Origin of the sequence: Microbacterium sp. VKM Ac-2923 (assembly GCF_022815605.1) — a bacterium.
Taxonomy (GTDB): Bacteria; Actinomycetota; Actinomycetes; order Actinomycetales; family Microbacteriaceae; genus Microbacterium.
The window spans coordinates 78,739-100,329 of sequence record NZ_JALGRP010000006.1; the positions used below are offsets into that span (position 1 = coordinate 78,739).

The 21,591-nt window shown below is 71.4% G+C and carries 19 protein-coding genes and 1 riboswitch; of the genes, 11 read left to right on the forward strand and 8 right to left on the reverse strand.

All coding sequences use genetic code 11. The features are described from left to right. The first annotated feature begins 146 nt into the window (after nt 1-146). The 3 genes from MT347_RS11505 to MT347_RS11515 are packed head-to-tail and all read left to right on the forward strand — an operon-like array spanning nt 147 to nt 4,346. A complete protein-coding gene (locus tag MT347_RS11505; protein WP_243501257.1) occupies nt 147-2,006 on the forward strand; it encodes a beta-glucoside-specific PTS transporter subunit IIABC in 1,860 nt (619 codons plus the stop codon). A gap of 19 nt (nt 2,007-2,025) precedes the next feature. Next, nucleotides 2,026-3,441: a glycoside hydrolase family 1 protein gene (locus tag MT347_RS11510; protein WP_243501259.1), complete on the forward strand. Its 1,416-nt coding sequence runs from the start codon at nt 2,026-2,028 to the stop codon at nt 3,439-3,441. Between the two features lie 59 nt (nt 3,442-3,500). Beyond that, the gene (locus tag MT347_RS11515; RefSeq protein ID WP_243501261.1) at nt 3,501-4,346 is read left to right on the forward strand and encodes an HAD family hydrolase; all 846 of its coding nucleotides are present in this window, start codon (nt 3,501-3,503) and stop codon (nt 4,344-4,346) included. 175 nt (nt 4,347-4,521) lie between these two features. Here MT347_RS11515 and MT347_RS18405 read toward each other — a convergent pair whose 3' ends face one another. Continuing rightward, a complete protein-coding gene (locus MT347_RS18405; protein WP_243501263.1) occupies nt 4,522-5,223 on the reverse strand; it encodes a GntR family transcriptional regulator in 702 nt (233 codons plus the stop codon). Nucleotides 5,224-5,410: 187 nt separating this feature from the next. On the opposite strand from MT347_RS18405, the gene MT347_RS11525 reads away from it, so the two are divergent. From MT347_RS11525 to MT347_RS11550, 6 genes are read left to right on the forward strand one after another with little or no spacing between them, the layout of a single operon-like run. Continuing rightward, the gene (locus tag MT347_RS11525; protein WP_243501265.1) at nt 5,411-6,328 is read left to right on the forward strand and encodes an ABC transporter permease; all 918 of its coding nucleotides are present in this window, start codon (nt 5,411-5,413) and stop codon (nt 6,326-6,328) included. Further along, nucleotides 6,325-7,224: an ABC transporter permease gene (locus MT347_RS11530; RefSeq protein WP_243501267.1), complete on the forward strand. Its 900-nt coding sequence runs from the start codon at nt 6,325-6,327 to the stop codon at nt 7,222-7,224. The genes MT347_RS11525 and MT347_RS11530 overlap by 4 nt, the downstream gene beginning before the upstream one ends. Further along, nucleotides 7,221-8,909: an ABC transporter ATP-binding protein gene (locus MT347_RS11535; RefSeq protein ID WP_243501269.1), complete on the forward strand. Its 1,689-nt coding sequence runs from the start codon at nt 7,221-7,223 to the stop codon at nt 8,907-8,909. The genes MT347_RS11530 and MT347_RS11535 overlap by 4 nt, the downstream gene beginning before the upstream one ends. Further along, nucleotides 8,906-10,444 carry an ABC transporter substrate-binding protein gene (locus MT347_RS11540; protein ID WP_243501271.1) on the forward strand — a complete coding sequence of 513 codons (1,539 nt, stop codon included), beginning with the start codon at nt 8,906-8,908 and terminating at the stop codon, nt 10,442-10,444. The genes MT347_RS11535 and MT347_RS11540 overlap by 4 nt, the downstream gene beginning before the upstream one ends. Beyond that, nucleotides 10,441-11,664, forward strand: a complete 1,224-nt coding sequence (locus tag MT347_RS11545; RefSeq protein WP_243501273.1) for an amidohydrolase family protein — start codon at nt 10,441-10,443, stop codon at nt 11,662-11,664. Before MT347_RS11540 ends, MT347_RS11545 begins: the two co-directional genes overlap by 4 nt. Continuing rightward, the gene (locus tag MT347_RS11550; protein WP_243501275.1) at nt 11,664-12,653 is read left to right on the forward strand and encodes an ornithine cyclodeaminase family protein; all 990 of its coding nucleotides are present in this window, start codon (nt 11,664-11,666) and stop codon (nt 12,651-12,653) included. The genes MT347_RS11545 and MT347_RS11550 overlap by 1 nt, the downstream gene beginning before the upstream one ends. A gap of 795 nt (nt 12,654-13,448) precedes the next feature. Here MT347_RS11550 and MT347_RS11555 read toward each other — a convergent pair. The 4 genes from MT347_RS11555 to MT347_RS11570 are packed head-to-tail and all read right to left on the reverse strand — an operon-like array spanning nt 13,449 to nt 16,869. Next, nucleotides 13,449-14,303, reverse strand: a complete 855-nt coding sequence (locus MT347_RS11555) for an NAD(P)-dependent oxidoreductase (protein WP_243501278.1) — start codon at nt 14,301-14,303, stop codon at nt 13,449-13,451. After that, nucleotides 14,300-15,076, reverse strand: a complete 777-nt coding sequence (locus MT347_RS11560; protein ID WP_243501280.1) for an enoyl-CoA hydratase/isomerase family protein — start codon at nt 15,074-15,076, stop codon at nt 14,300-14,302. The genes MT347_RS11555 and MT347_RS11560 overlap by 4 nt, the downstream gene beginning before the upstream one ends. Further along, complete coding sequence (locus MT347_RS11565) at nt 15,073-15,834, reverse strand: SDR family NAD(P)-dependent oxidoreductase (protein WP_243501281.1); 762 nt, start codon at nt 15,832-15,834, stop codon at nt 15,073-15,075. The genes MT347_RS11560 and MT347_RS11565 overlap by 4 nt, the downstream gene beginning before the upstream one ends. A 45-nt stretch (nt 15,835-15,879) precedes the next feature. After that, complete coding sequence (locus tag MT347_RS11570) at nt 15,880-16,869, reverse strand: hypothetical protein (RefSeq protein WP_243501284.1); 990 nt, start codon at nt 16,867-16,869, stop codon at nt 15,880-15,882. Nucleotides 16,870-17,020: 151 nt separating this feature from the next. Between MT347_RS11570 and MT347_RS11575 the strand changes: the two genes are divergently transcribed. Both MT347_RS11575 and MT347_RS11580 read left to right on the forward strand, forming a co-directional pair. Further along, the gene (locus MT347_RS11575; RefSeq protein WP_243501286.1) at nt 17,021-17,515 is read left to right on the forward strand and encodes a GNAT family N-acetyltransferase; all 495 of its coding nucleotides are present in this window, start codon (nt 17,021-17,023) and stop codon (nt 17,513-17,515) included. 178 nt (nt 17,516-17,693) lie between these two features. Further along, on the forward strand, nt 17,694-18,428 hold the full coding sequence (locus MT347_RS11580) for an aminoglycoside 3'-phosphotransferase (RefSeq protein WP_243501288.1): 735 nt from the start codon (nt 17,694-17,696) through the stop codon (nt 18,426-18,428). Between the two features lie 169 nt (nt 18,429-18,597). Here MT347_RS11580 and MT347_RS11585 read toward each other — a convergent pair whose 3' ends face one another. The 3 genes from MT347_RS11585 to MT347_RS11595 form a co-directional block, all read right to left on the reverse strand. Next, nucleotides 18,598-19,383: an energy-coupling factor transporter transmembrane protein EcfT gene (locus MT347_RS11585; RefSeq protein ID WP_243501290.1), complete on the reverse strand. Its 786-nt coding sequence runs from the start codon at nt 19,381-19,383 to the stop codon at nt 18,598-18,600. After that, a complete protein-coding gene (locus MT347_RS11590; protein ID WP_243501292.1) occupies nt 19,380-20,849 on the reverse strand; it encodes an ABC transporter ATP-binding protein in 1,470 nt (489 codons plus the stop codon). Before MT347_RS11590 ends, MT347_RS11585 begins: the two co-directional genes overlap by 4 nt. Next, nucleotides 20,849-21,481 carry an ECF transporter S component gene (locus MT347_RS11595; protein WP_243501294.1) on the reverse strand — a complete coding sequence of 211 codons (633 nt, stop codon included), beginning with the start codon at nt 21,479-21,481 and terminating at the stop codon, nt 20,849-20,851. The genes MT347_RS11590 and MT347_RS11595 overlap by 1 nt, the downstream gene beginning before the upstream one ends. Next, nucleotides 21,475-21,584, reverse strand: a riboswitch (TPP riboswitch). (Overlaps the previous gene by 7 nt.) Between the last annotated feature and the right edge of the window lie 7 nt (nt 21,585-21,591).

The following is a 21,591-nucleotide window of genomic DNA, read 5'->3' on the forward strand; positions in this document are numbered from 1 at the left end:
CGCGCGAGCGGGCAAGACCTGAATCCACATCGCTGACGAGCGATGAACGGATTCGGGTCTTTTTTATTGCCCGAAAACACCCGGGGTCGTCGCCACAGAACATTCGAACAGGCCGCACCGAAGCGGCGAAAGGCAGGCGGATTCCGATGGTGGATCACGCGAAGACGGCGACGGCGGTACTGACCGGCGTCGGCGGAGAAAGCAACATCGCCTCGATGGTGCACTGTGCCACGAGGCTCCGATTCGTCCTGAAGGACGAGAGCAAGGCGGATGCCACAGCGCTCCGCGCGACACCCGGCGTCATCACCACCGCGCAGGCGGGCGGGCAGTACCAGGTCGTGATCGGCAACGACGTTCCCGACGTCTACGCCGCGATCCAGGCGCAGACGAAGCTCGGAGGCGCGGGCACCGACGGCGCAGACGACGGCCCCAAGGGCACTCTCTTCAACCGCTTCATCAAGATGATCTCGTCGATCTTCACGCCGATCCTTTGGGCGCTGGCCGGCACGGGTCTGCTGAAGGCGTTCCTCGCCGCGGCCGTCACCTTCGGCTGGCTGGATGCCACGACCACCACCTACACGATCCTCAACGCCCTCTCCGACGCGCTGATCAACTTCCTGCCGATCGCGCTGTCGATCACCGCGGCGCGGTACTTCAAGGCGTCGGAGTTCACCTCGTTCGCCATCGCCGCGGCCCTGGTCTACCCCTCGATCGTCGCGCTCAACGGTCAGCCCGACATCACGTTCTTCGGCATCCCGGTGACGATGGTCAGCTACGTCTCCAGCGTCATCCCGGTGATCATCATCGTGTGGCTGCAGAGCCACGCCGAGCGCTTCCTGCTGAAGGTGCTGCCGGGCGCCGTTCGCCGCTTCCTCACCCCGATGATCGTCGTGCTGGTGGCCGTGCCGCTGGTGTTCCTCGCGATCGGTCCCCTCTCCAGCCTCATCGGCGGAGGTCTCGCCGCGGGCATCGGCTGGGTCTTCCAGACCCTCCCCTGGCTGGGCGGCGCCATCATGGGCGGCCTCTGGCAGGTCTTCGTGATCTTCGGCCTGCACTGGGGCCTCGTGCCGCTGTTCCAGCTCGAGTACCAGACCACCGGCATGATCTTCCTCCTCGGTCCGGTCTTCGCCGCCGTGCTGGCTCAGTCGGCCGCCGTCGCGGGGGTCCTCGTGCGCACCCGCAACAAGAACCTGCGCTCGCTCGCCGCACCCGCCACCCTGTCCGGCTTCCTCGCCGGCATCACCGAGCCCGCGATCTACGGCATCAACCTGCCCCTGAAGCGCCCCTTCGCCTTCGGCATCGTCGGCGGCGCCCTGGGTGGCGCGCTCATCGCGATGGGCGGGGTCTTCTCGAAGGCGTTCGTCGTCCCCTCCGGTCTCGCTCTGCCGGCGCTGCTCGGCAACGGCAACATGGTCATGCTCGGCATCGGTCTCGCGGTCGCGATCATCGTGCCGTTCCTGCTGGTGGTCCTCATCGGCTTCAAGGACCCCGTGGATGCCACCGCCACAGCGACGACGGCCGTCGCCACCGACACCGTGGTGCGAAACCCCGTCGACGGCACCGTCGTCGCCCTCAGCGAGGTTCCGGATGCCGCCTTCGCCGACGGTTCCCTCGGCAAGGGCGTCGCCATCCGGCCCACGTCGGGCGCGGTCTACGCCCCCTTCGACGGCACGGTCGTCGCCGCCTTCCCCACCGGTCACGCGATCGGACTGCGGGGCACGGACGGCGTCGAACTGCTCATCCACGTGGGCCTGGACACCGTCAAGCTCGGCGGCAGCCACTTCACGCTGAAGGTGCAGTCCGGCACCGAGGTCAAAGCGGGCGACCTCCTCGTGGAGTTCGACGGCGCCGCCATCGAGAAGGCCGGATACGACCTGATCACCCCGGTCATCGTCACCAACGGCGACCTGTACCCCGACATCGCCGACGTGGCATCCGGACCCCTCTCGCACGGCGAGACGCTGTTCCGCGCCGTCTCGGTCGACTCCCTCACCACCGCCCGCTGATCCCCCGGAGACACGAACAATGACGAACACCCCTTTCCCCGACGGCTTCCTCTGGGGCGGCGCGACCGCCGCGAATCAGATCGAGGGCGCGTACGACCAGGGCGGCAAGGGCCTGTCGGTCCAGGACGTGATGCCCCGAGGCATCTCGGGTCCCCGCAGCGACCGCCCCACGCCCGACAACCTCAAGCTCGTCGGCATCGACCACTACAACCGCTACGCGGAGGACATCGCCCTGTTCGCCGAGATGGGCTTCGGCGTCTACCGCTTCTCGATCGCGTGGAGCCGCATCTTCCCGAACGGCGACGACGCGGAGCCGAACGAGGAGGGCCTGGCGTTCTACGACCGCGTGCTCGACGAGCTCGAGAAGCACGGCATCGAGCCGCTCGTGACGATCTCGCACTACGAGACCCCGCTGCACCTTGCGGAGGCGTACGGCGGCTGGACGAACCGCGAGCTGATCGGCTTCTACGAGCGCTACGCCCGCACGCTCTTCGAGCGGTACGGCTCCCGGGTGAGGTACTGGCTGACATTCAACGAGATCAACTCCCTGCTGCACGCGCCGTTCATGAGCGGCGGCATCCCGATCCCCGAGGGCGGCGTGCCCGAGCAGCAGCTCTACCAGGCGATGCACCACGAGCTCGTGGCATCCGCCCGCGCCACCCGGATCGCCCGTGAGGTCGCCCCCGAGGCCAAGGTCGGTTGCATGGTGCTGTCGATGCCGATCTACCCGCTGACCCCGTCGCCCGACGACGCGCGCGCAGTGATGGATGCCGACCACGGCAACCTCGTCTACGGCGACGTGCACACGCGCGGCGCCTACCCCGGGTACTTCCTGCGGACGCTGCGCGAAAAGGGCATCGAGCTCGAGATCACCGACGCCGACCGCGACGACCTGACCAACACGGTCGACTTCGTCTCGTTCAGCTACTACATGTCGATCGCCGAGACCGCCGACCCCGCGAAGCGCGCCGAGGGCGAGGGCAACATCATGGGCGGCATCGCCAACCCCACGCTCGAAGCGAGCGAGTGGGGCTGGCAGATCGACCCCGTGGGACTGCGACTGGTGCTGAACCAGTTCTGGGACCGGTGGCAGAAGCCGCTGTTCATCGTCGAGAACGGCCTGGGCGCGCGCGACCAGCTCGTCGAGGTCGACGGCGAGAAGACCGTGGTCGACGACTACCGCATCGCCTATCTCAACGACCACCTCGTGCAGGTCGGCGAGGCACTGGATGACGGCGTCGAGGTGCTCGGTTACACCTCGTGGGGCTGCATCGACATCGTCAGCGCCAGCACCGCCCAGCTGAGCAAGCGATACGGTTTCATCTACGTCGACAGAAACGACGACGGCTCCGGAACGCTCGATCGCTACCGGAAGAAGTCGTTCGGCTGGTACGCCGACGTCATCCGATCCAACGGCGCGTCCCTCACCCGCTGATCCCCGTCCGGGTCGGCCCCGGGTCCTTCGGGGCCCGGGGCCGACCCTTTGGAGTGCACATGACCCGTATCGCCTTCCTCGACGTCGACGGCACGATCCTCGAGCACGGCTCGGTGATCGCGCCGTCCACGGTCGACGCCATCCGACAGGCCCGCGCCAACGGCCACCTCGTGTGGCTGTGCACGGGCCGGGCCGAGGCCGACATCCATCCCGACGTCGTGGCCATCGGCTTCGACGGGGCGATCTCGAACGGCGGCGCCTACGCCACCCGCAGGGGCGAGACCCTCATCGAGCGTCCCCTGCCGCGTGCCGACGTCGAGGCCCTCGAACGGTACTTCCGCGCCCACGGCATCCACTACTTCCTGCAGACGCACGACGCCGTGCACGCCTCGCCCGGAATGGCCGAGACGATGGAGGCGTTCCTGCGCGAGCGCCACGCGCACCGGGCCGCCGAGCTCGAGGCCCTCGGTCTGCCGTCCGACATCGACCACCGGCGGCGCGACCTGCGCGCCGTGGCCGACGTCGACCACGACCGCGTCGCGAAGGCCGTGTTCGTCAGCCCCTCCCCCGACACGGTCGCCCATGCCGCTGCCGAGCTCGGCGCGGAGTTCCACGTCATCCCGGGGTCGATGCCCCTGCCCGGCGGGTCGAACGGCGAGATCGGTCAGGCCGGTGTGACCAAGGGCTCCGCCATCACCGAGGTGCTCGAGATGCTGGGACTGTCGGCGACGGATGCCATCGGCATCGGCGACAGCTGGAACGACGTCGAGATGTTCGAGGTCGTCGGCACGCCCGTCGCGATGGGCAACGCCGAGCCGGAGCTGCAGCGCCTCGCCGGCCGTGTGACGACCGCGGTCCTGGAGGACGGCGTGCACAATGCGTTCGCGGAGCTGGGCCTGATCTGACGTCCCGGCGGGGTCACGCGTTCGCGGCGATGCGGCGGGCGCGGCGCCGGCGCTCGGGCCTCGTGTGGGGGCGGTCGCGGCGCGGTGACCCCCATGCATAAACGCGATTCCTGCGCAGAAACACGGTGAGGCAGCGTTTATGCGCAGGAATCGCGTTTATCGACGCGCGGCACGGTCACGCCTCGGCGGCGACGCTGCGCGCTCGGCGGCGACGCGGGGGCCGCTCGACGGGCGGAAGGCGCTCGGCCAAGCCGGGCATCGACTCCACCCGGGCCCTCTCGACGTGCGCGGCGGCGAGCGTCTGAGCCAGCGACACGTGCCCACCCACGATCGCCTCCACCATCTCGGCGTGCTCGTCCCACCGACCGACGGTGTCGCGTTCGGGCGTGAGGCGGAAGAGCCACCGGGTGCGGCCCGTGAGCAGACCGCTCATGCGCGAGAGCAGCGCGTGACCGGCGAGGGCGAAGATCTCGTCGTGAAGGTCGGAGTTGCGCGACGATGCCGACGCCGCAGCGACCGAGGCGACGTGCGCCACGTCGAGCGCGGCCCGGAGCGCCGCGGTGTCGGCGCCGGCCGCGGCGCGCTCCGCGGCGAGCGCCGCAGCGTACGGCTCGAGGTGCATGCGCATGTCGAAGAGCTCCTTGGCGTCGTCGACGGTGAAACGGTGCACGACGGCGGCACGGCGATGCGCTGACGACACGAACCCCTCGGCCTCGAGCACGTGCAGCGCCTCCCTGACGGGGACCCGCGAGACGCCGAGCTCCTCGGCGATGTCGCGCTCGCCGAGCCGGTGCCCCATGTCGATCTCGCCGGTGATGATGCGTTCGCGCAGGATGTGCGCGATGCGCCGGCCGGTCGCGTCGATGTCGTCGTCCACGCCTCCATCCTGTCAGGGGCCGGACGTGGGCGGAAACCGCTGTTTGGTATTCCATGCGCGCATTTCCAGCCCTTCGAGGGCTCTTTCGCGCACTCCTGGTACTCCAAAATGACGCCGACGTAAGAATCACATTGCGTGTTCGTTACATCGACTTGGTATACCCGTTGCGCGCCGTAGCGTCGCCTCCGTGCTCGCCTTCCTCCTCCGCCGCCTCGCCCTGGCCGGCGCCACGGTCTTCCTCGTGGTCACGATCGGCTTCGTCCTCGGTCGCCTCACCGGCGCCCCCGGCGCACTCCTGCTCCCCGACAACGCCAGCAGCGCCGACGTCGACGCGCTCAACGCCAGCCTCGGCTTCGACCGCCCGGTGCTCGTGCAGTACCTCGACTTCCTCCGCGGGGTGGTCGTCGGCGACCTCGGCGACTCGTACCGCCTGCACGAGTCCGCCCTCGGACTCGTCTGGGAGCGCCTCCCCGCCACGGTCGAACTCGCCTTCTGGGCGTTCCTGGCGGGCTTCGCCCTCGCCCTCGTGGCCGCCGTCGTCATCCACCTCAGCGGCAGTCGGATCCTCCGCGCGATCGTCGGCTGGCTCGGCGCCACGCGACAGGCCGTCCCCGACTTCTTCTTCGCCCTGCTGCTCGTGCTGATCTTCTCCGTCTCGCTCGGCCTGCTGCCGTCGCTGGGCCGCACGAGTCCCGCGAGCCTCGTGCTCCCGGTCGTGACCCTCGCCACCGGCCAGTTCGTGATGTATCTCCGCCTGCTCGACGCCGCGCTGAGCGATCAGGCCGAGCAGGACTACGTCCGCACGGCCTTCGCCATCGGCCAGTCGCGACCGAAGATCCTCTTCACCCAGATGCTCCCCAATGCCCTGCCGCCGGTCCTCGGCATGGCGGGTCTCAACCTCGGCGGTCTGCTCGGCGGAACCGTCGTGGTCGAGGTGGTGTTCGCCTGGCCCGGGCTCGGAAGCCTGCTGACCGCCGCCGTGAGTCAGCGCGACTTCCCGATCGTCCAGGCGGGGCTCCTCTTCGTCGCCGTCGCCTTCGTCGTCGTCAACACCCTCGTCGACCTGCTCGTCGCCCGCATCGACCCCCGAACGGCCACCTCATGACTACCGTCGCCCTGCCCCCGCTCCCCGAGGCCGCGACCTCGGCCCCGCCCCCTCGCCCCCGTCGTCGGCGCCTGCGCCCCTCGGCCGTCGTCGGCGTCGCGATGCTCGCCGTCGTGATCGGCGCGACCGCGCTGCGTCCCGTTCTGCCCGGCTTCGACCCGTTCGGGCAGGATCTGTCGCGCGCCCTGCTCCCGCCCTTCGTCGACCCGGCGCACCCGCTCGGCACCGACCCGCTCGGTCGCGACCTGTTCAGCAGGATCGCCCTCGCCTCCGCCGTCACCCTCGGCATCACGGTGGCCATCGTGTGCCTCAACGCGGTGATCGGCACGACCGTCGGCATCCTGGCCGGCTTCTTCGGAGGGCGGATCGAGTCCGCCCTGTCAGTGCTGTCGAACACCGTGCTGGCGATGCCCGTCGTGCTGCTGCTCATCGCCGTCTGCGCCGTCGTACCGCCCAGCGCAGGGCTCACGATCCTCGTCGTCGGCTGCACCTGGTGGGTGGGCTACGCCCGGGTGACGCGCAACGTCGCCGCGGCCCTTCGGGCGCAGGACTTCGTGGTCGCACCGCGCACGCAGGGCGCCGATCGGTTCTGGTCGCTCACCCGACATGTGCTGCCGAACGTCTGGCCGCACACCCTCATCATCGCGGCGACCGACGTCGCCACCATCGTGCTCATCGAGGCGTCCCTGGAATACCTCGGTCTCGGTGTGCAGCCGCCCACGCCCAGCTGGGGCGCGATGATCTTCGACGGTCAGAAGTATCTGGCCACCGACCCCTGGCTGGTGATCCTCCCCGGCGCCGCGATGTTCCTCGCCGTGGGCGGGGTGCAGTTCCTGAGCCAGCAGTTCACCGCCGAGGCGCGTGGCGCCTTCCTGCGCAAGGGAGTCCGCCGATGACCCGTCCCGTCCTGTCCGTGGAGAACCTGCGTCTGGATGCCACGACCGACGACGCTCCCCGCACCGTCGTGCACGACGTCTCGTTCGAGGTCGCCCCCTCAGCAGCCCTCGGGGTCGTCGGGGAGTCCGGTTCCGGCAAGAGCCTGACGATGCTCGCCGCCCTCGGCCTGCTGCCTCCGGGCGTGCGAGTCGCCTCCGGGAGCGTCCGCATCGACGGCCGCGATGTCACCTCGATGGGCGAGCGCGACCTGCGCAGCATGCGCGGGCGGGTCACCGGGATGGTGTTCCAAGACCCGATGTCGGCGCTGAACCCGTTGCGTTCCGTGGGGGCACAGGTCGCCGCCGCGGTCAGGGCCCACTCCCCCGCCACCTCGCGCACCGCCGCCCGTCGGCGCGCGGTCGAGCTGTTGCGGTCGGTCGGGGTGCGAGACGCCGCCGAACGCGCGGCGTCGCGGCCTCACCAGTGGTCGGGCGGCATGCGCCAGCGCGCGGTCATCGCCATGGCCATCGCCAACGACCCGCTGCTGCTCATCGCCGACGAGCCCACGACCGCTCTGGACGTGACGGTCCAGGCGCAGGTCATGGCGCTGCTGGACGAGGTGCGCGAGCGCACCGGGTCGGCGTTGGCCCTCATCAGCCACGACCTGGGCCTCGTGGCCCAGCACACCGACGACCTCGTCGTGATGCGGTCGGGACGGGTCGTCGAGAGCGGCGAGACCCGCGCGGTGCTGTCGGCCCCCGCACACGAGTACACGCGTCGACTCCTCGCGGCGGCGCCGTCGACCAGGACCGGGGCGGATCGCCCGGTGCTCGTCGAGACCGCCGAGGAGCCCGCCCTCGACGTGACCGACCTCGTCGTGGAGTACCCCGGTCGGCGTGGCCGCCGCACCCGGGCGGTCGACGGCGTGTCGCTGCGCATCCGCGCCGGCGAGACGGTCGCCGTCGTCGGAGAGTCCGGATGCGGCAAGTCGTCGCTGCTGCGCGCGATCTTGGGCCTCACCCCGGCGAGCGCGGGCACCATCCGCTTCGAGGGGCGCACCGCCTCGCCCGACATCGCCGGGCGCAGTGCCGAGCTGCGCTCGCGCGCCCAGGTGGTGTTCCAAGACCCGTCGTCGGCGCTGGACCCGCGCATGAGCGTCGCCCGCTCCGTGGGCGAACCGCTGAAGATCCGCCGGGCATTCACCTCGGCGCGCGTGCGGACGCTGCTCGACGGTGTCGGCCTCGACAGCTCGTTCGACGACCGTCTCCCCACCCGCCTGTCTGGCGGTCAGCGCCAGCGGGTCGGTATCGCCCGCGCGCTCGCCCTCGATCCCGCGATCGTGCTGCTCGACGAGCCCGTCTCGGCACTCGACGTCTCGATCCAGGCGCAGGTGCTCGATCTGCTGGGCGGGCTGCAGCGCGAGCAACGGCTCGCCTACCTCTTCGTCTCGCACGACCTCGGTGTCGTCCGCGGCATCGCGGACCGCGTCGTCGTGATGCAGTCCGGACGCATCGTCGAGGAGGGCCCGACCGAGCGCGTGTTCGCCGAGCCCCGGCATCCGTATACCCGCACCCTGCTCAACGCCATCCCGCACCTCCTCTCCGACCCGCCCACCCGTTCCGCCTCCCCCGATCCCGCCCTCTCGCCCACCCTCCCCACCTCGACCACGCTCTCCGACTCGCCCACCCGAAAGGCCCTCTCATGACCCGCTCGACAGCCCGCCGCGCCCTCGCAGGCGCCGCAGCCCTCACCCTCGGCAGCGTGATCCTCGCCGGATGCGCCGGCGGATTCGACTCCCCCGCTGGCTCCGGTGACACCGCCCGCACGAGCCTGACCGCGGCCCTCCCCACCGACCCGAGCTCCATGGACCCGATCCGATCCGGAGCGCTGGTGGTGCTGTCGGTCTTCTTCCACACCCACGATCAGCTGGTGAAGATCGCCGCCGACGGCACCCTCGAGCCGAAGCTCGCGACGGACTGGAAGGCGAACGACGACCTCACCCAGTGGGAGTTCACGCTCACCCCCGAGGTGACCGCGAGCAACGGCGAGGCCATCGACGCCGACGACGTGGTCTTCACGTACGAGACGATCCTCGGTGACCCGAGCGGCGAGAACTACGCCTACCTTTCCTCCCTCGACAGCGTCGAGGCGGTGGATGCCGCGACCGTGCGCTTCACGCTCAAGCAGCCCTTCTCGGCCTTCCCCCGCAACACCTCGCTCATCTCGATCGTGCCCGCCGACACCTACCAGGAGATGGGGGCCGACGCCTACGCCCGTGAGCCGATCGGATCGGGGCCCTACGTCTTCGACAGCATCACCACGGGCGTGTCGTACGACCTGAAGCGCAACGACGACTACTGGGGTCCGGCCCCGGCCATCGAGGAGATCTCACTGCAGCCGGTGTCATCCACCGAATCGCGCGCGAACGGCGTGCTCTCGGGCAGCCTCGACGTCGCCCAGATCGGCCCGACGCAGGTGTCGTCGGTGCAGGCCGCGCCGTCGGCCCAGACCTTCTCGGCCGCCTCGAACGGGGTCGTCTTCCTCGGCGTCAACTCCACCGCCGGTCCCCTGCAGGACGTGCGGGTGCGCGAGGCGGTCGCCAAGGCCGTCGACACCCAGGCGATCGTCGACTCGCTGCTGTCGGGACTCGCCGAGCCCGCGAAGGCCATGATCGCGCCCGCGGTGGAGGGGTTCTCCGACTCCGTCGAGCCCATCGCCTACGACCCCGACGGCGCGCGAGCCCTGCTGGCCGAGGCCGCCTACGACGGCACGCCGATCCCCTTCGACTACGCCACCGACGGTCGCATCCCGCTCTCGAGCGAGGTGGCCCAGAGCATCCAGGGCTACCTGCAGGCCGTCGGGATCGCCGTCGACATGCGCGGCGCCGACCAGCAGAGCCACACGCTGAAGGTGCGCGGCCGCGAGATGCAGGGCGTCTACCTCAACACCTGGGCCCCCTCCACGCTCGACGGCGACCTGCCCCTCACCGACTTCTACGAGACGGCCGGCAACAACAACTACGCGCAGGACCCCGCCACCGCCGCCTGGGCCGCCGAGCAGCGCGGTGTCGAGGGCGACGCGCGTCAGGAGGTGTTCGCGAAGCTGCTGGACTACAGCAACACGCAGGGATACTTCGTGCCGCTGTACGTGCCGTTCAACAACTTCGCGGCGGTCAGCGGACTGCGCTGGACCCCGCGCGCCGACGGACTGTACGACTTCACCGGAACGAGCTTCGAATGACCTCCACCGTCCTCACCGACGTCCGCCCCTGGGGCGGCCCCCTCTCCGACGTCTCCCTCGCGGACGGCCTGATCACCGGCTTCCATCCGGCGGGCACGGAACCGATCGACGCGTCAGCCGAGACGGTGTCGGGCCGGGGTCGCATCCTGCTGCCGTCGTTCGCCGACGTGCACGTGCACCTCGACTCGACGCGCATCGGTCTGCCCTTCCGGCCGCACACGGGTGTGCCGGGGGTGTGGGGGATGATGCTGAACGATCGCGACAACTGGCGCCACGCCGAGCGGAGCATGGAGCACCGCGTGGCGACGACGCTCGAGAGCGCGATCGCGCGCGGTACGACCCAGGTGCGCACCTACGCCCAGGTCGACGTCGACGCGGATCTCGAGAGATTAGATGCCGTGCTCGCGGCGCGCGAAGCCAACCTCGACCGGTGCGAGGTCGAGATCATCGCGTTCCCGCAGGCGGGTCTGCTGCGCGAGGCGGGATCGATCGAGGTGCTCGATCGGGCGATGGCCCGCGGTGCCGATGTGGTCGGGGGAATCGACCCGTGCGCCCTGGACCGCGACCCGGTGCGGCACCTCGACGCCGTCTTCGACATCGCTGAGCGTTACGGCGCCCCCGTCGACATCCACCTGCACGAACCGGATCAGCTCGCGAAGTTCTCCGCCGAGTTGATCGTCGAGCGCACCCGCGCCCTCGACATGCGCGGTCGCGTCACGATCTCGCACGGGTACGGCCTGGGGCGCCTCCCCGAGGCGGAGCTGCGGGCGCTGCTGGAGCAGTTCCTCGACCTCGGCATCTCGATGGCTACCGTGGCGCCGCAGACGCCGCTGCCCACGCGTCTGCTCGACGAGTACGGCATCGCACTGGGTCTCGGGCAGGACGGCCAGCGAGACTACTGGTCGCCCTACGGCAACACCGACATGCTCGACCGCACCTGGCAGCTGGCGTTCACCAACGGTTTCCGCCGTGATGACGACATCGAGCACTGCGTGGCGATCGCCACGGTGGGAGGTCGCGCGGTGATGGGCAGGGCGGCCATGCCGGCTCATGGTGCCGAACGCCCCGGCGTCGGAGTCGGCGACCCCGCCGACCTCGTGCTGGTCGCCGGCGACACCGTGACGGCGGCCGTCATGGACCGCCTGAGCGACCGCACCGTGCTCTTCCGCGGTGCCGTCGTCGCCGACGCCCTCGAGCTGACGGACGGGAGTCGCGCCTGATGCTGCTGCTCAGCACACCCCAGTTGGAGGGTCTCGTCGACCGCGGGGCCATCGCCGACGCTGTCTCCCGGGGGTTCGCCGAGATCGCCGAGGGCCGCGCCGACCAGCCCGGCCCGACCTCGATGTCGACGCCCGCGGACTCCACCCGCTTCATCCTGATGTCGGCGGTGTCCGAGGCGTCCGACCTCGCGGGGGTCAAGCTCCTGGCCGACGTGCCCGACAATGCGGGGCGCCGGCTGCCGACCCAGCGCTCGATGATCCTCGTCGTCGATCGCGTCGACGGGTCGCCGGTCGCGCTGCTGCACGGCGCGGTGCCGACCCGGGTACGCACCGCCGCCGCCAGCGCCGTGGCTACCCGAACGCTGGCCCGTCCCGACAGCCGGACCCTGGGTCTGATCGGCGCCGGCGCACTGGCCCGTGAGCACGCCCTGGCGCTGCGCGACGTGCGCCCCTTCGACCGCGTCAAGGTGTGGTCACGCACTCGCGAGCGCGCCGAGGGGCTCGTCGCCGACCTGCGCCGCGAGGGGTGGCCCACCGCGATCGACGTTGCGGCATCCCCTCGAGAGGTGGTGGAGGAGGCCGACGTGGTGTGCACGCTGACCCCGTCGGTGGAGGCCATCATCGAGGGCGCGTGGCTGCAGCCGGGGCAGCACCTCAACGTCGTCGGAGCACGTCCGCGCGCCGACGAGCGGGAAGTCGACGGCGCGGCCATGGCCCGCGCATCGATCTGGGTCGACGATCGGGCGACGGCGCGCACGAAGTCGGGCGACCTGTTGCGCGCCATCGCCGAGGGGGCGATCTCCGAAGCGGACATCGTCGGCACGATCGGTGAGGTCGTCGCCGGTCGTGCACGCGGCCGGCGGGCCGCGGAGGAGATCACGCTGTTCGACTCGGTCGGGATCGGCGCGCAAGATGTCGCCGTCGCCGATGTCTTCATCCGCGCCGCCCGCGCGCAGGGGCTCGGCACGACGGTGGACCTGAGCGCCTGAGCGACCCGTCGGCCCGGCGGCGCGCGCCACGTCGGGCCCCGGCGTGGGCACCGTCGGGCCCCGGCTCCGGCGTCGTCGGCCCCGGCGCCCAGACCCGGCACGCCACCTCTGCGCGGCGCCGCCCGCTCGGCATCCGCTCCTCGATAAACGCGATTCGTGCGCAGAAACACGGTCAAGGAGCGTTTACGCGCACGAATCGCGTTTATGGACGCGCCGGGCCCCCGCAACCCCTCGCCCGCCGAGGGCCGTGCAACCATCGCCGGCACCTGCCACCGCGGCACCGGCACCGCGCACCTCGCGCGTCGGACTCGCCCGTGGGCTGGTCGTTCGGGCGGCCCCCTCCGCCGATAGACGCGATTCGTGCGCAGAAACACGGTGACGGAGCGTTTATGCGCACGAATCACGTTTATGGACGCGGCGGGCCCCCGCAACCCCTCGCCCGCCGAGGGCCGTGCAACCATCGCCGGCACCTGCCACCGCGGCACCGGCACCGCGCACCTCGCGCGTCGGACTCGCCCGTGGGCTGGTCGTTCGGGCGGCCCCCTCCGCCGATAGACGCGATCCGTGTCGATAAACGCGCTGACGTAGCGTTTACGCGCACGAATCGCGTTTACGGATGCCGACCGCGGGCCCCCGCGCCGACGCAGGACGCCACAACCCCGGACCCAGCACAGGACGCCTCAGCCCCACCCCCGCACCACCGCCGAACGCCGCAGCCCCGCCCCACCGCCGAACGCCGCGACCCCACGCCCACCGCAGGTCCCCGCCGCCCGCCGAACGGGCCGGAACGCCGCGTCAGTCCAGGAAGATGTCGGGGTACATCGCCTCATCCGGCGTGCCCGGCACGGCGGCGTAGCCCGCGAAGTCCGTCACCCCGGCGGCGAGCAGCACGTCCTCGACGATCAGCGTCTGTCCGCTCAGCTCGCGCGAGGGAGCGCACAACACCTCGTACGCCGCATCCGCGTAGATCTCGGGCGTCCGCGACACGCGCATGAGCCGGTCTCCGCCGATGACGTTCTGCACCGCCGCAGTCGCGATCGTCGTCCGCGGCCAGAGGGTGTTCGCCGCGATGCCGTCCGAGGCGAACTCCTCGGCCAGGCCCAGGGTAGCCATCGTCATGCCGAACTTCGCGAGGCTGTACCCCGTGTGCGCGCCGAGCCAACGAGGCGTGACGTTCAGCGGCGGCGACAGCGACAGGATGTGCGGGTTCGCCGCGTCGCGAAGCTGCGGCACGGCCGCCCGGGAGAGCAGGAAGGTGCCCCGCACGTTGACGTCCTGCATGAGGTCGTACTTCTTCGACGCGAGCTCCAGCGAGCCCGACAGATCGATCACACTGGCGTTGTTGACGACGATGTCGATGCCGCCGAACTCTCCCACCGTCCGCAACACGGCCTCGGTGATCGATGCCTCGTCGCGCACGTCGCCGACGATGGGCAGGGCTCGACCACCCACCGCGCGGATCGCCTCGGCGGCGGTGTGCACCGTGCCCTCGAGCTTCGGATGCGGGGTGTCGGTCTTGGCGAGCATCGCGATGTTGGCGCCGTCGCGGGCCGCGCGGAGCGCGATCGCGAGGCCGATGCCGCGGCTTCCGCCCGACATGAGGATGGTCTTTCCAGCCAGCGAAGCGCGAGACGAAGGTGACGTGCTCATGAGCGTCCTTTCGCGGAGGCGGCGGCGAACGCGGCGACCCGCGCCCGCGCCTCGGGGGTGTCGAAGGCGGCGCCGATCGTGGCGGCCTCGTCCGCGAGATTCTCGGCGAACGTGCGCCCGGCACCGACCCGCACGAGCCGCGTCGCCTGCCCGAAGGCCGCCGTGGCCCCGTCGAGCCAGAACCGCGCGATTTCCTCCACCCGGGCCGACAGATCCCCGGATGCCACGACCTCGGCGACCAGACCCCAGTCCCGCGCCTCAGCGGCCGACAGCATCCGATCCTGCAGCAGCAGCTGCAGAGCCCGCCGCTGGCCGATCGCCGCGGGCAGCAGCGTGGAGACGCCGAGGTCGGGGGTGAGGCCGATGTTGGCGTAGCGGCTGACGAAGCGGGCGTTGTCGCTGGCGACGATGTAGTCGGCGGTGAGCATCAAGCCGAGCCCTCCACCCGCGACCGCACCCTGGACGGCGGCGACCATGGGCAGCGGAGCCTCGGCGAAGGTGCGGATGCCATCGTGGATCGCCTCAGCCGTCTCGGTGACCTCGCGGCCCGACGAGCCGGCCGTCGACATCGCGACCACGTCACCGCCCGCGCAGAACGCGGGGCCGTTGGCATCCAGGATCACCGCACCCACCGACGAGTCCGAGGTCACCTGGTGGGCGAGGGAGCGCCAGCGCGCGGCCATCGGGAAGTCCATCGCGTTGAGCGAGGCGGGGCGGTCGAACGTGACGCGCGCGAGCCCGTTCTCCACGCGGAGCAGGATGCCGTCGGTCATTTCGGGGCCATCCGGATCGCACCGTCGAGGCGTATGGTCTCGCCGTTGAGGTAGCCGTTGTCGACGATCGCGAGCACGAGGCGCGCGTACTCGTCGGGAGCGCCGAGGCGAGAGGGATAGGGAACCTGCTGGCCGAGCGAGTCCTGCGCCGCCTGCGGCAGGCCCTTCAGCATCGGCGTCTCCATGATGCCGGGGGCGATGGTGACGACCCGGATGCCGTGGCGCGCCAGCTCGCGTGCGATCGGCAGCGTCATCGCGTGCACGCCGCCTTTGCTCGCCGCGTACGCGGGCTGGCCGATCTGCCCGTCGAAGGCCGCGACGCTGGCGGTGTTGACGATGACGCCGCGATCACCGCCCTCGGTCGGATCGGTCTGGGCCATGACCGCGGAGGTCTGCGCGATCACGTTGTACGTGCCGATGAGGTTGACACGCACCACCCGCTCGAAATCCTGCAGAGATGAGGGCGTACCGTCGCGGTCGAGCACCTTCGCGGGCGGGGCGATGCCGGCGCAGTTCACGACCACCCGCAGGGGACCCGCCTCAGCGGCCCGGGCGGCGGCGGCCGCGATCTGGTCGGCATCGGTCACGTCGGCGGCCTCGAACGAGCCGCCGAACTCCGCGGCGATCACCGCGCCCGACGAGGAGGGGAGGTCGACGATGGTGACGTGCGCTCCGGCCGCGGCGAGCCGGCGGGCGGAGGCGAGACCGAGGCCCGACGCCCCTCCCGTCACGAGGGCGGAGGCTCCCGAGATATCCATGCGTTCTCCTTCGAAGCTGAAACCGAGTCCCACCCTAGTCGAGACTCAGGGTCGCGCGGAGGGTCGACGGCGTCGTCCCCGTCGACGATCGGGATGAGTGCGCACGGGCCCGGTGGCGGCGCCGTCGACCAGCAGGGCGACCTGTTCCGGCTGCCACGCGTAGGCCGCCGCGAGCCGATTCCCGACCACGGACTCCGCGTTCGGCACCGAGAGCGCGGCCCCGCGCGGAACCTCGGCGGCGCCCGGATCGACGTCAGCCGCGGCAGCGCGAAGCTCCGCGACGAGGGCACGCACGCCCTCGGGGCCGTAGGCCGTGGATGCCAGGTCCCAGTCGCCGATGACGACGGCCGTGCCCGCCGGACGGCGTTCCGGACGCTCGGTTCGGCGCCGACCGAAACGCAAGCGCACGACGGCGGCCCCGGTCAGCAGGACGGCGGCCCCGGTGAGGAGCACGGACAGCGCCCCGAGCATCGTCGCCGGGGCGATCGAGAAGGCGGCGAGGTACACCGCGGACTCCCAGCCCGCGACGGCTCCCGTCACCACACGCGCGACGCAGTAGACCGCGAACACCGCGTTGGTCCAGGCGATGAGGCGAAGCGGGCCGCGAGCCGGCCCGCTCGAGCGGAAGGCCGTCCACGCGGTCGCCCCGCACGCGATCGCCAGGGCGAGCGCCTTGACGGCGAGCGACCCCGGGAGCGGCACCGTCGCCGAGACCACGGCCACAGCCGCGGCCAGTCCCCCGGCCGTGAACGACGACCGCGCGACCCCTCGACCGTCGAGCACGCTGAGGGCCACGAACATCAGAGCCGGGGAGAGGACCATCGCCACGTCGCCCATGACCAGACTCAGCGGGCCGCCACCCGCGCCGTAAATGACGTACATCGCGCTCGAACCGACGGCGCACACGCCCGACACCGCGGCGAATCGCAGAAAGAGGAGCATCGATCCGGGGGTACCCACGCGTGGCAGCGCGACGAAGAGCACCGTCGTCGCGACCGCGACGCTGATCGCCAACAGAACGAGCGACAGCCCCATGACACCCCCCGTGCAATTGTGCCCCGTGTCCGCCGGGGGCGCTCACCACGTGAGGGCGCACCTGAGACGGGAGGCTCTCGCGGCGGGCGGTCACGGCGCGGGCCGCTCGACCCGCCGCCGGGTGGATCACTGCCGCACGTAGGCTCGTCGAGTGAGCGAGCAGGAGTTCCGCATCGAGCGGGTGCAGGTCGATGATCCGCGCGCGGTCGCCCTGCGCGGCATCCTCGACGCCGATCTCGACGAGCGTTATCGCGACACCGATGGCGACGACGCCCCCGGTGTCGCCGCGAAGCGCGAAGCAGCTCTTGCCGTGCACGCCGAGCAGGTGGCCGCGACGCTGTTGGCGGTGGATGCCGACGACACCCCGCTCGGGCACGTGATCGTCCGCCGCCTCGGCGACGAGTGGGAGCTCAAGCGTCTCGTCGTCCTCGCCGCCGCGCGCCGGCGGGGCGTCGGCCGTGCGCTCACCGCCGAGGTCGTCGACCTCGCACGCCGTGGCGGCGCGTCCCGTGTCATCCTGCAGAGCGGTCGGATGCAGCCCGAATCCCTGCACCTGTACGCCACCGCCGGCTTCACCCCGATCCCGGTGTACGAGCCGTACATCGAGACGATGCCGCGCTCGCTGTGCTTCGAGTACGTGTTCTGAGGCGCGGGCGTCCGCGGGGGATCCCACTGCACGACCGCCTGGCCGGATGCGTCGCTTGAGTGCCCACGACACCAGGAAGCCCCGGGCACTCGTCCGGCTGTCCTGGACTCTCGACCGGATCGATGATCGCTGAAACGTGCCCCGTGACCCCGCGTCGCGCGTGCGCGATGATCGGACCGTGAGCATTCCCGCCGCGAGCGAGCCCGTCCCCGACCGCGTGCGCACGCTCGCGGGCGGCGCGACGCTCGAGCCGGTCTGGCGGAACGACCTCGGTGGCCTGACGTTCCGCGCGACGGACGCCGACGGCATCCGGTACGTGAAGTGGGGGCCGCGAAACGGCGAGACGTCGATGCGCGCCGAGGCCGAGCGCCTGCGGTGGGCTGCGCCCTTCACACCGGTGCCGGATGTGCTCGACGAGGGTCGGGATGCCACGCACGAGTGGCTCCTGAGCTCCGGCGTCGCGGGCCTGTCAGCCGTCGATCCCCGCTGGGTCACTGAACCGGCGCGGGCGGTGCGCGCGCTCGGACGCGGCCTGCGCGCCCTGCACGACGCGCTGCCGGTCGAGCGGTGCCCGTTCTCGTGGAGCGTGGCCGACCGCGTCGCGAACGCCGCCGTCCGCGGCATCCGCGTTCCCGATGATCGTCGCCACGCACCGCCGATCGACCGGCTCGTCGTGTGCCACGGCGACGCCTGCGCCCCCAACACCCTCATCGGCGACGACGGCGAGTGGACCGCGCACGTCGACCTCGGCGCTCTCGGCGTCGCCGATCGGTGGGCCGACATCGCGGTCGCGGCGATGTCGACCGAGTGGAACTACGGCCCCGGATGGCACGACGCCCTGGTCGACGCCTACGGCGTGGCCCCGGATGCCACCCGCCTGGCCTTCTACCGGGAGCTGTGGAACGCGACATAGCCGCCGCCCTCCGCGCCCGGATGCCGGGACCTCGCGGCGGCGCGCTCGTTGCCGCGCGGCGCGGGTGGGGGCGTCAGCGTGCCTGAGTGTCCAGAACACCCGAACGTCTCGATAGATCGCCCGGGTCTTCTGGACACCCAACCGAGAGCGGCAGCGAAACCGACCCGCCTCACGACCCGACCACGCGGAACGCCCCCGTCACCACCGCCGCCCCCAGCGCCACGGCCATGAGCAGCACCGCGCCGCCCACGGCCACGGCATCCCGAGCCGACAGCATCGACGGGCGCGCCCACGTGCGCTGAATGCCCGAGCCGAAACCGCGGGCTTCCATGGCGGTGGCGAGCTTCGTGCCACGGCGCACGGCGAACACCAGCAGCACGAACGCCATCGAGAAGAAGCGACGCACGGCCCCCCGGTCGCCGAGGCCGCGCGCGCGGCGCGCGAGGGTCATCGTGCGCCAGTCGTCGACGAAGAGTCCGACGGTGCGGGCGCCGGCCAGCACGCCGAGCACGAAGCGGCTCGGCAGCTTCGCCACCTGCGCGAGCGCGTCGGCGAGTTCGGTGGGGTCGGTGCGCGCGAACAGCAGGATAATCGGCAGTGCCAGGGCGACCACGCGCAGCAGCACCGCGACCGACAGCGAGATCGAGTTGTCGCTGATCGTGGCGAAGAGGAAGCTGCCGTAGACGGTCCCGCCCGGGCGGGCGTACAGCAGCATGCTGATCCCGGCGACGGGCGCGAAGATCAGCACGGGCAGCAGGCGCTTCAGCACCACACCGAAGGCGACGCCCGTGAGCGGCACGCACAGCAGCTCGAGCACGATGGCCGTGGCCGCGCTCACCGCGTCGATCGACACCAGCAGCGGTACCGCGAGCACGATGACCACCGCGACCTTGGCGACGGGGTTCACCGCGTCGAGCCAGACCGGCCGGGCGTGGACAGACGTCGAGCCGCTCACGCCGCACCTCCGCCGGCGACGGCCGGAGACCCGAGCTCGATCCGATGCTGTCCCAGGTGCCGCACCACGTCGGCGTCGTGCGTGACGGCGACGACCGTGCGTCCGCGCGCGATCTCACGCTGCAGCAGGCCGACGAGCTCGCTCCACCCGCGGCGGTCCTGCCCGAACGTGGGTTCGTCGAGCACGATCACCTCCGGCGAGGCGGCGAGGACCGTCGCCACCGACAGCCGCCGCTTCTGCCCGCCCGACAGGGTGAAGGGGTTGGCGAGGGCGAGGGATGCCAGATCCAACCGGTGGAGCAGCTCGTCGACGATCGCGTCGACCTGGGCCGCCGGCATCCGGAGAGCCCGCGGACCCACGGCGAGCTCGTCGCGCAGGGTCGGGGCGAGGAACTGGTGCTCGGGCTCCTGGAACACCGTGCCGATGCGCGTCAGCAGCTCCGTCGAGCGCCAGCGCGCGGGGCGACGGATGCCGCGGGCGGCGAGGCCGGACGCCGCGACGACCTCACCCGCCAGCTCCGGCAGCAGTCCCGCCAGAGTGAGCGCGAGCGTCGACTTTCCGGCGCCGTTGGGTCCCGACACCACGGTTCCGGCGGCGCGGGGGATGGCGACCTCGAGCCCGGATGCCACGACCGCGCGCTTCTCGCGCCCGATCGACAACTCCCGCGCCGACAGCACGGCATCCATCGTGTCGACGGGAGCGAGAACCGGCAGGTCGACGGGGCGCCCCGGCACCCACACGCCCGCGGCGGCGAGCGTCTCACCGTGCTCGGCGAACACGCGCGCGGGCGGTCCGTCGGCCAGTACGCCGCCTCCCGGTGCGAGCACCACGACGCGGGTCATGAGATCGACCCACACATCGGTGCGGTGTTCGATCAGCACGAGGGTCGTGCCGTCGGTGCGGACGACGTGCTCGACGGCCGCGCGCACCTCGGCGACGCCCTCGGGGTCGAGGTTGGCGGTGGGTTCGTCGAGCAGCAGGAGCCCCGGTCGCATCGCGAGCACGCCGGCGAGGGCGAGACGCTGCTTCTGGCCGCCCGACAGCGCCTTCGTGGGGCGATCGAGGGGCACGGTCAGACCCACGGATGCCACGGCCTCCGCCACGCGCGCGGGGATCTCGGCCGCGGGCACGCCGAGGTTCTCGCAGCCGAAGGCGACATCGTCGCCGACCTTCGACAGCACGATCCCCGACTCGGGGTCCTGCAGGACGAGACCGATCCGCCCCCGCTGGGCTTCGGGCGCCTGGCCGTCCACCAGGATGCGGCCGGTTCGCTCGCCTTCGTCGCTGCCCCCGAGGAGCCCGGCGAGGCCCGCGAGCAGGGTCGATTTGCCCGCACCGGAGGCGCCGAGGAGGAGGACGCGCTCGCCGGGCGCGATCGACAGGTCGACGTCACGCGTGGCGGGGAGCTTGCGGCCGGCGTAGCGCCAGCCCCAGCCCTCGACGTCGACGAGCGCGGGGCCCGTCATCAGACGTCGCGGCGTGCGTCCCGACCCACGGCGAAGCGGCTGAGCGCCCCGGTCGCGGCGAGGGCGCGCACCAGCAGCCAGCCGACGAGGCCCGCGAGCAGGGCACCCGACACGATGAGCGAGCCGAGGTAGATGAGGTTGAACTCGACGGTCTTGGCGATGTTCGCCGACAGGAAGAGTTCGAGCACCCACGCGCCGATACCGGCGCCGGCGCCCGCGAGCATCGCAACGGGCAGCGTGAACCGCAGGTAGAGGAAGGCGAGGAAGATCAACTCGGCGCCGAGGCCTTGAGCGAGGCCCGAGAAGATCGTGGTGACACCCCACACGTTGCCGATCAGAGCGGAGACGACGGCCGCGATCAGCTCGACCAGCAGCGCCGCACCGGGCTTGCGGATGACGAGCCCGCCGATGACGCCGCCGATCAGCCAGATGCCGACCGCGAGGCCGCCGAGGCCGGGGGTCAGACCGTCCATCGCGACGAACCACAGGCCGCCGACGGTGTTCCAGCCCCAGAAGACCAGGCCGATCGCGACGCCGAGGACGGCGGCGACGACGATGTCGACGACCCGCCACTGGAAGCGGCTCGCGGATGCGACGGCCGGGGCCGTGCGCGCAGACGTGGACGTGTGCATGAGGTGCTCCTCCCTGCGCCGGCATGATCCGGATCAGGTTCGACGGTCGAAGCGTGGATCGCTTCCTCTCAGCCCGGCTCACCGGACTCCCGTGGTTGACGTGACGAGTA

Excerpts from the sequence above, each read along its gene's own strand:
- MT347_RS11505 (WP_243501257.1), top strand. The coding sequence starts at position 147 with ATGGTGGATCACGCGAAGACGGCGACGGCGGTACTGACCGGCGTCGGC.
- MT347_RS11510 (WP_243501259.1), top strand. The coding sequence starts at position 2,026 with ATGACGAACACCCCTTTCCCCGACGGCTTCCTCTGGGGCGGCGCGACC.
- MT347_RS11515 (WP_243501261.1), top strand. The coding sequence starts at position 3,501 with ATGACCCGTATCGCCTTCCTCGACGTCGACGGCACGATCCTCGAGCAC.
- MT347_RS11530 (WP_243501267.1), top strand. The coding sequence starts at position 6,325 with ATGACTACCGTCGCCCTGCCCCCGCTCCCCGAGGCCGCGACCTCGGCC.
- MT347_RS11535 (WP_243501269.1), top strand. The coding sequence starts at position 7,221 with ATGACCCGTCCCGTCCTGTCCGTGGAGAACCTGCGTCTGGATGCCACG.
- MT347_RS11540 (WP_243501271.1), top strand. The coding sequence starts at position 8,906 with ATGACCCGCTCGACAGCCCGCCGCGCCCTCGCAGGCGCCGCAGCCCTC.
- MT347_RS11545 (WP_243501273.1), top strand. The coding sequence starts at position 10,441 with ATGACCTCCACCGTCCTCACCGACGTCCGCCCCTGGGGCGGCCCCCTC.
- MT347_RS11550 (WP_243501275.1), top strand. The coding sequence starts at position 11,664 with ATGCTGCTGCTCAGCACACCCCAGTTGGAGGGTCTCGTCGACCGCGGG.
- MT347_RS11555 (WP_243501278.1), bottom strand. The coding sequence starts at position 14,303 with ATGAGCACGTCACCTTCGTCTCGCGCTTCGCTGGCTGGAAAGACCATC.
- MT347_RS11560 (WP_243501280.1), bottom strand. The coding sequence starts at position 15,076 with ATGACCGACGGCATCCTGCTCCGCGTGGAGAACGGGCTCGCGCGCGTC.
- MT347_RS11565 (WP_243501281.1), bottom strand. The coding sequence starts at position 15,834 with ATGGATATCTCGGGAGCCTCCGCCCTCGTGACGGGAGGGGCGTCGGGC.
- MT347_RS11570 (WP_243501284.1), bottom strand. The coding sequence starts at position 16,869 with ATGGGGCTGTCGCTCGTTCTGTTGGCGATCAGCGTCGCGGTCGCGACG.
- MT347_RS11590 (WP_243501292.1), bottom strand. The coding sequence starts at position 20,849 with ATGACGGGCCCCGCGCTCGTCGACGTCGAGGGCTGGGGCTGGCGCTAC.
- MT347_RS11595 (WP_243501294.1), bottom strand. The coding sequence starts at position 21,481 with ATGCACACGTCCACGTCTGCGCGCACGGCCCCGGCCGTCGCATCCGCG.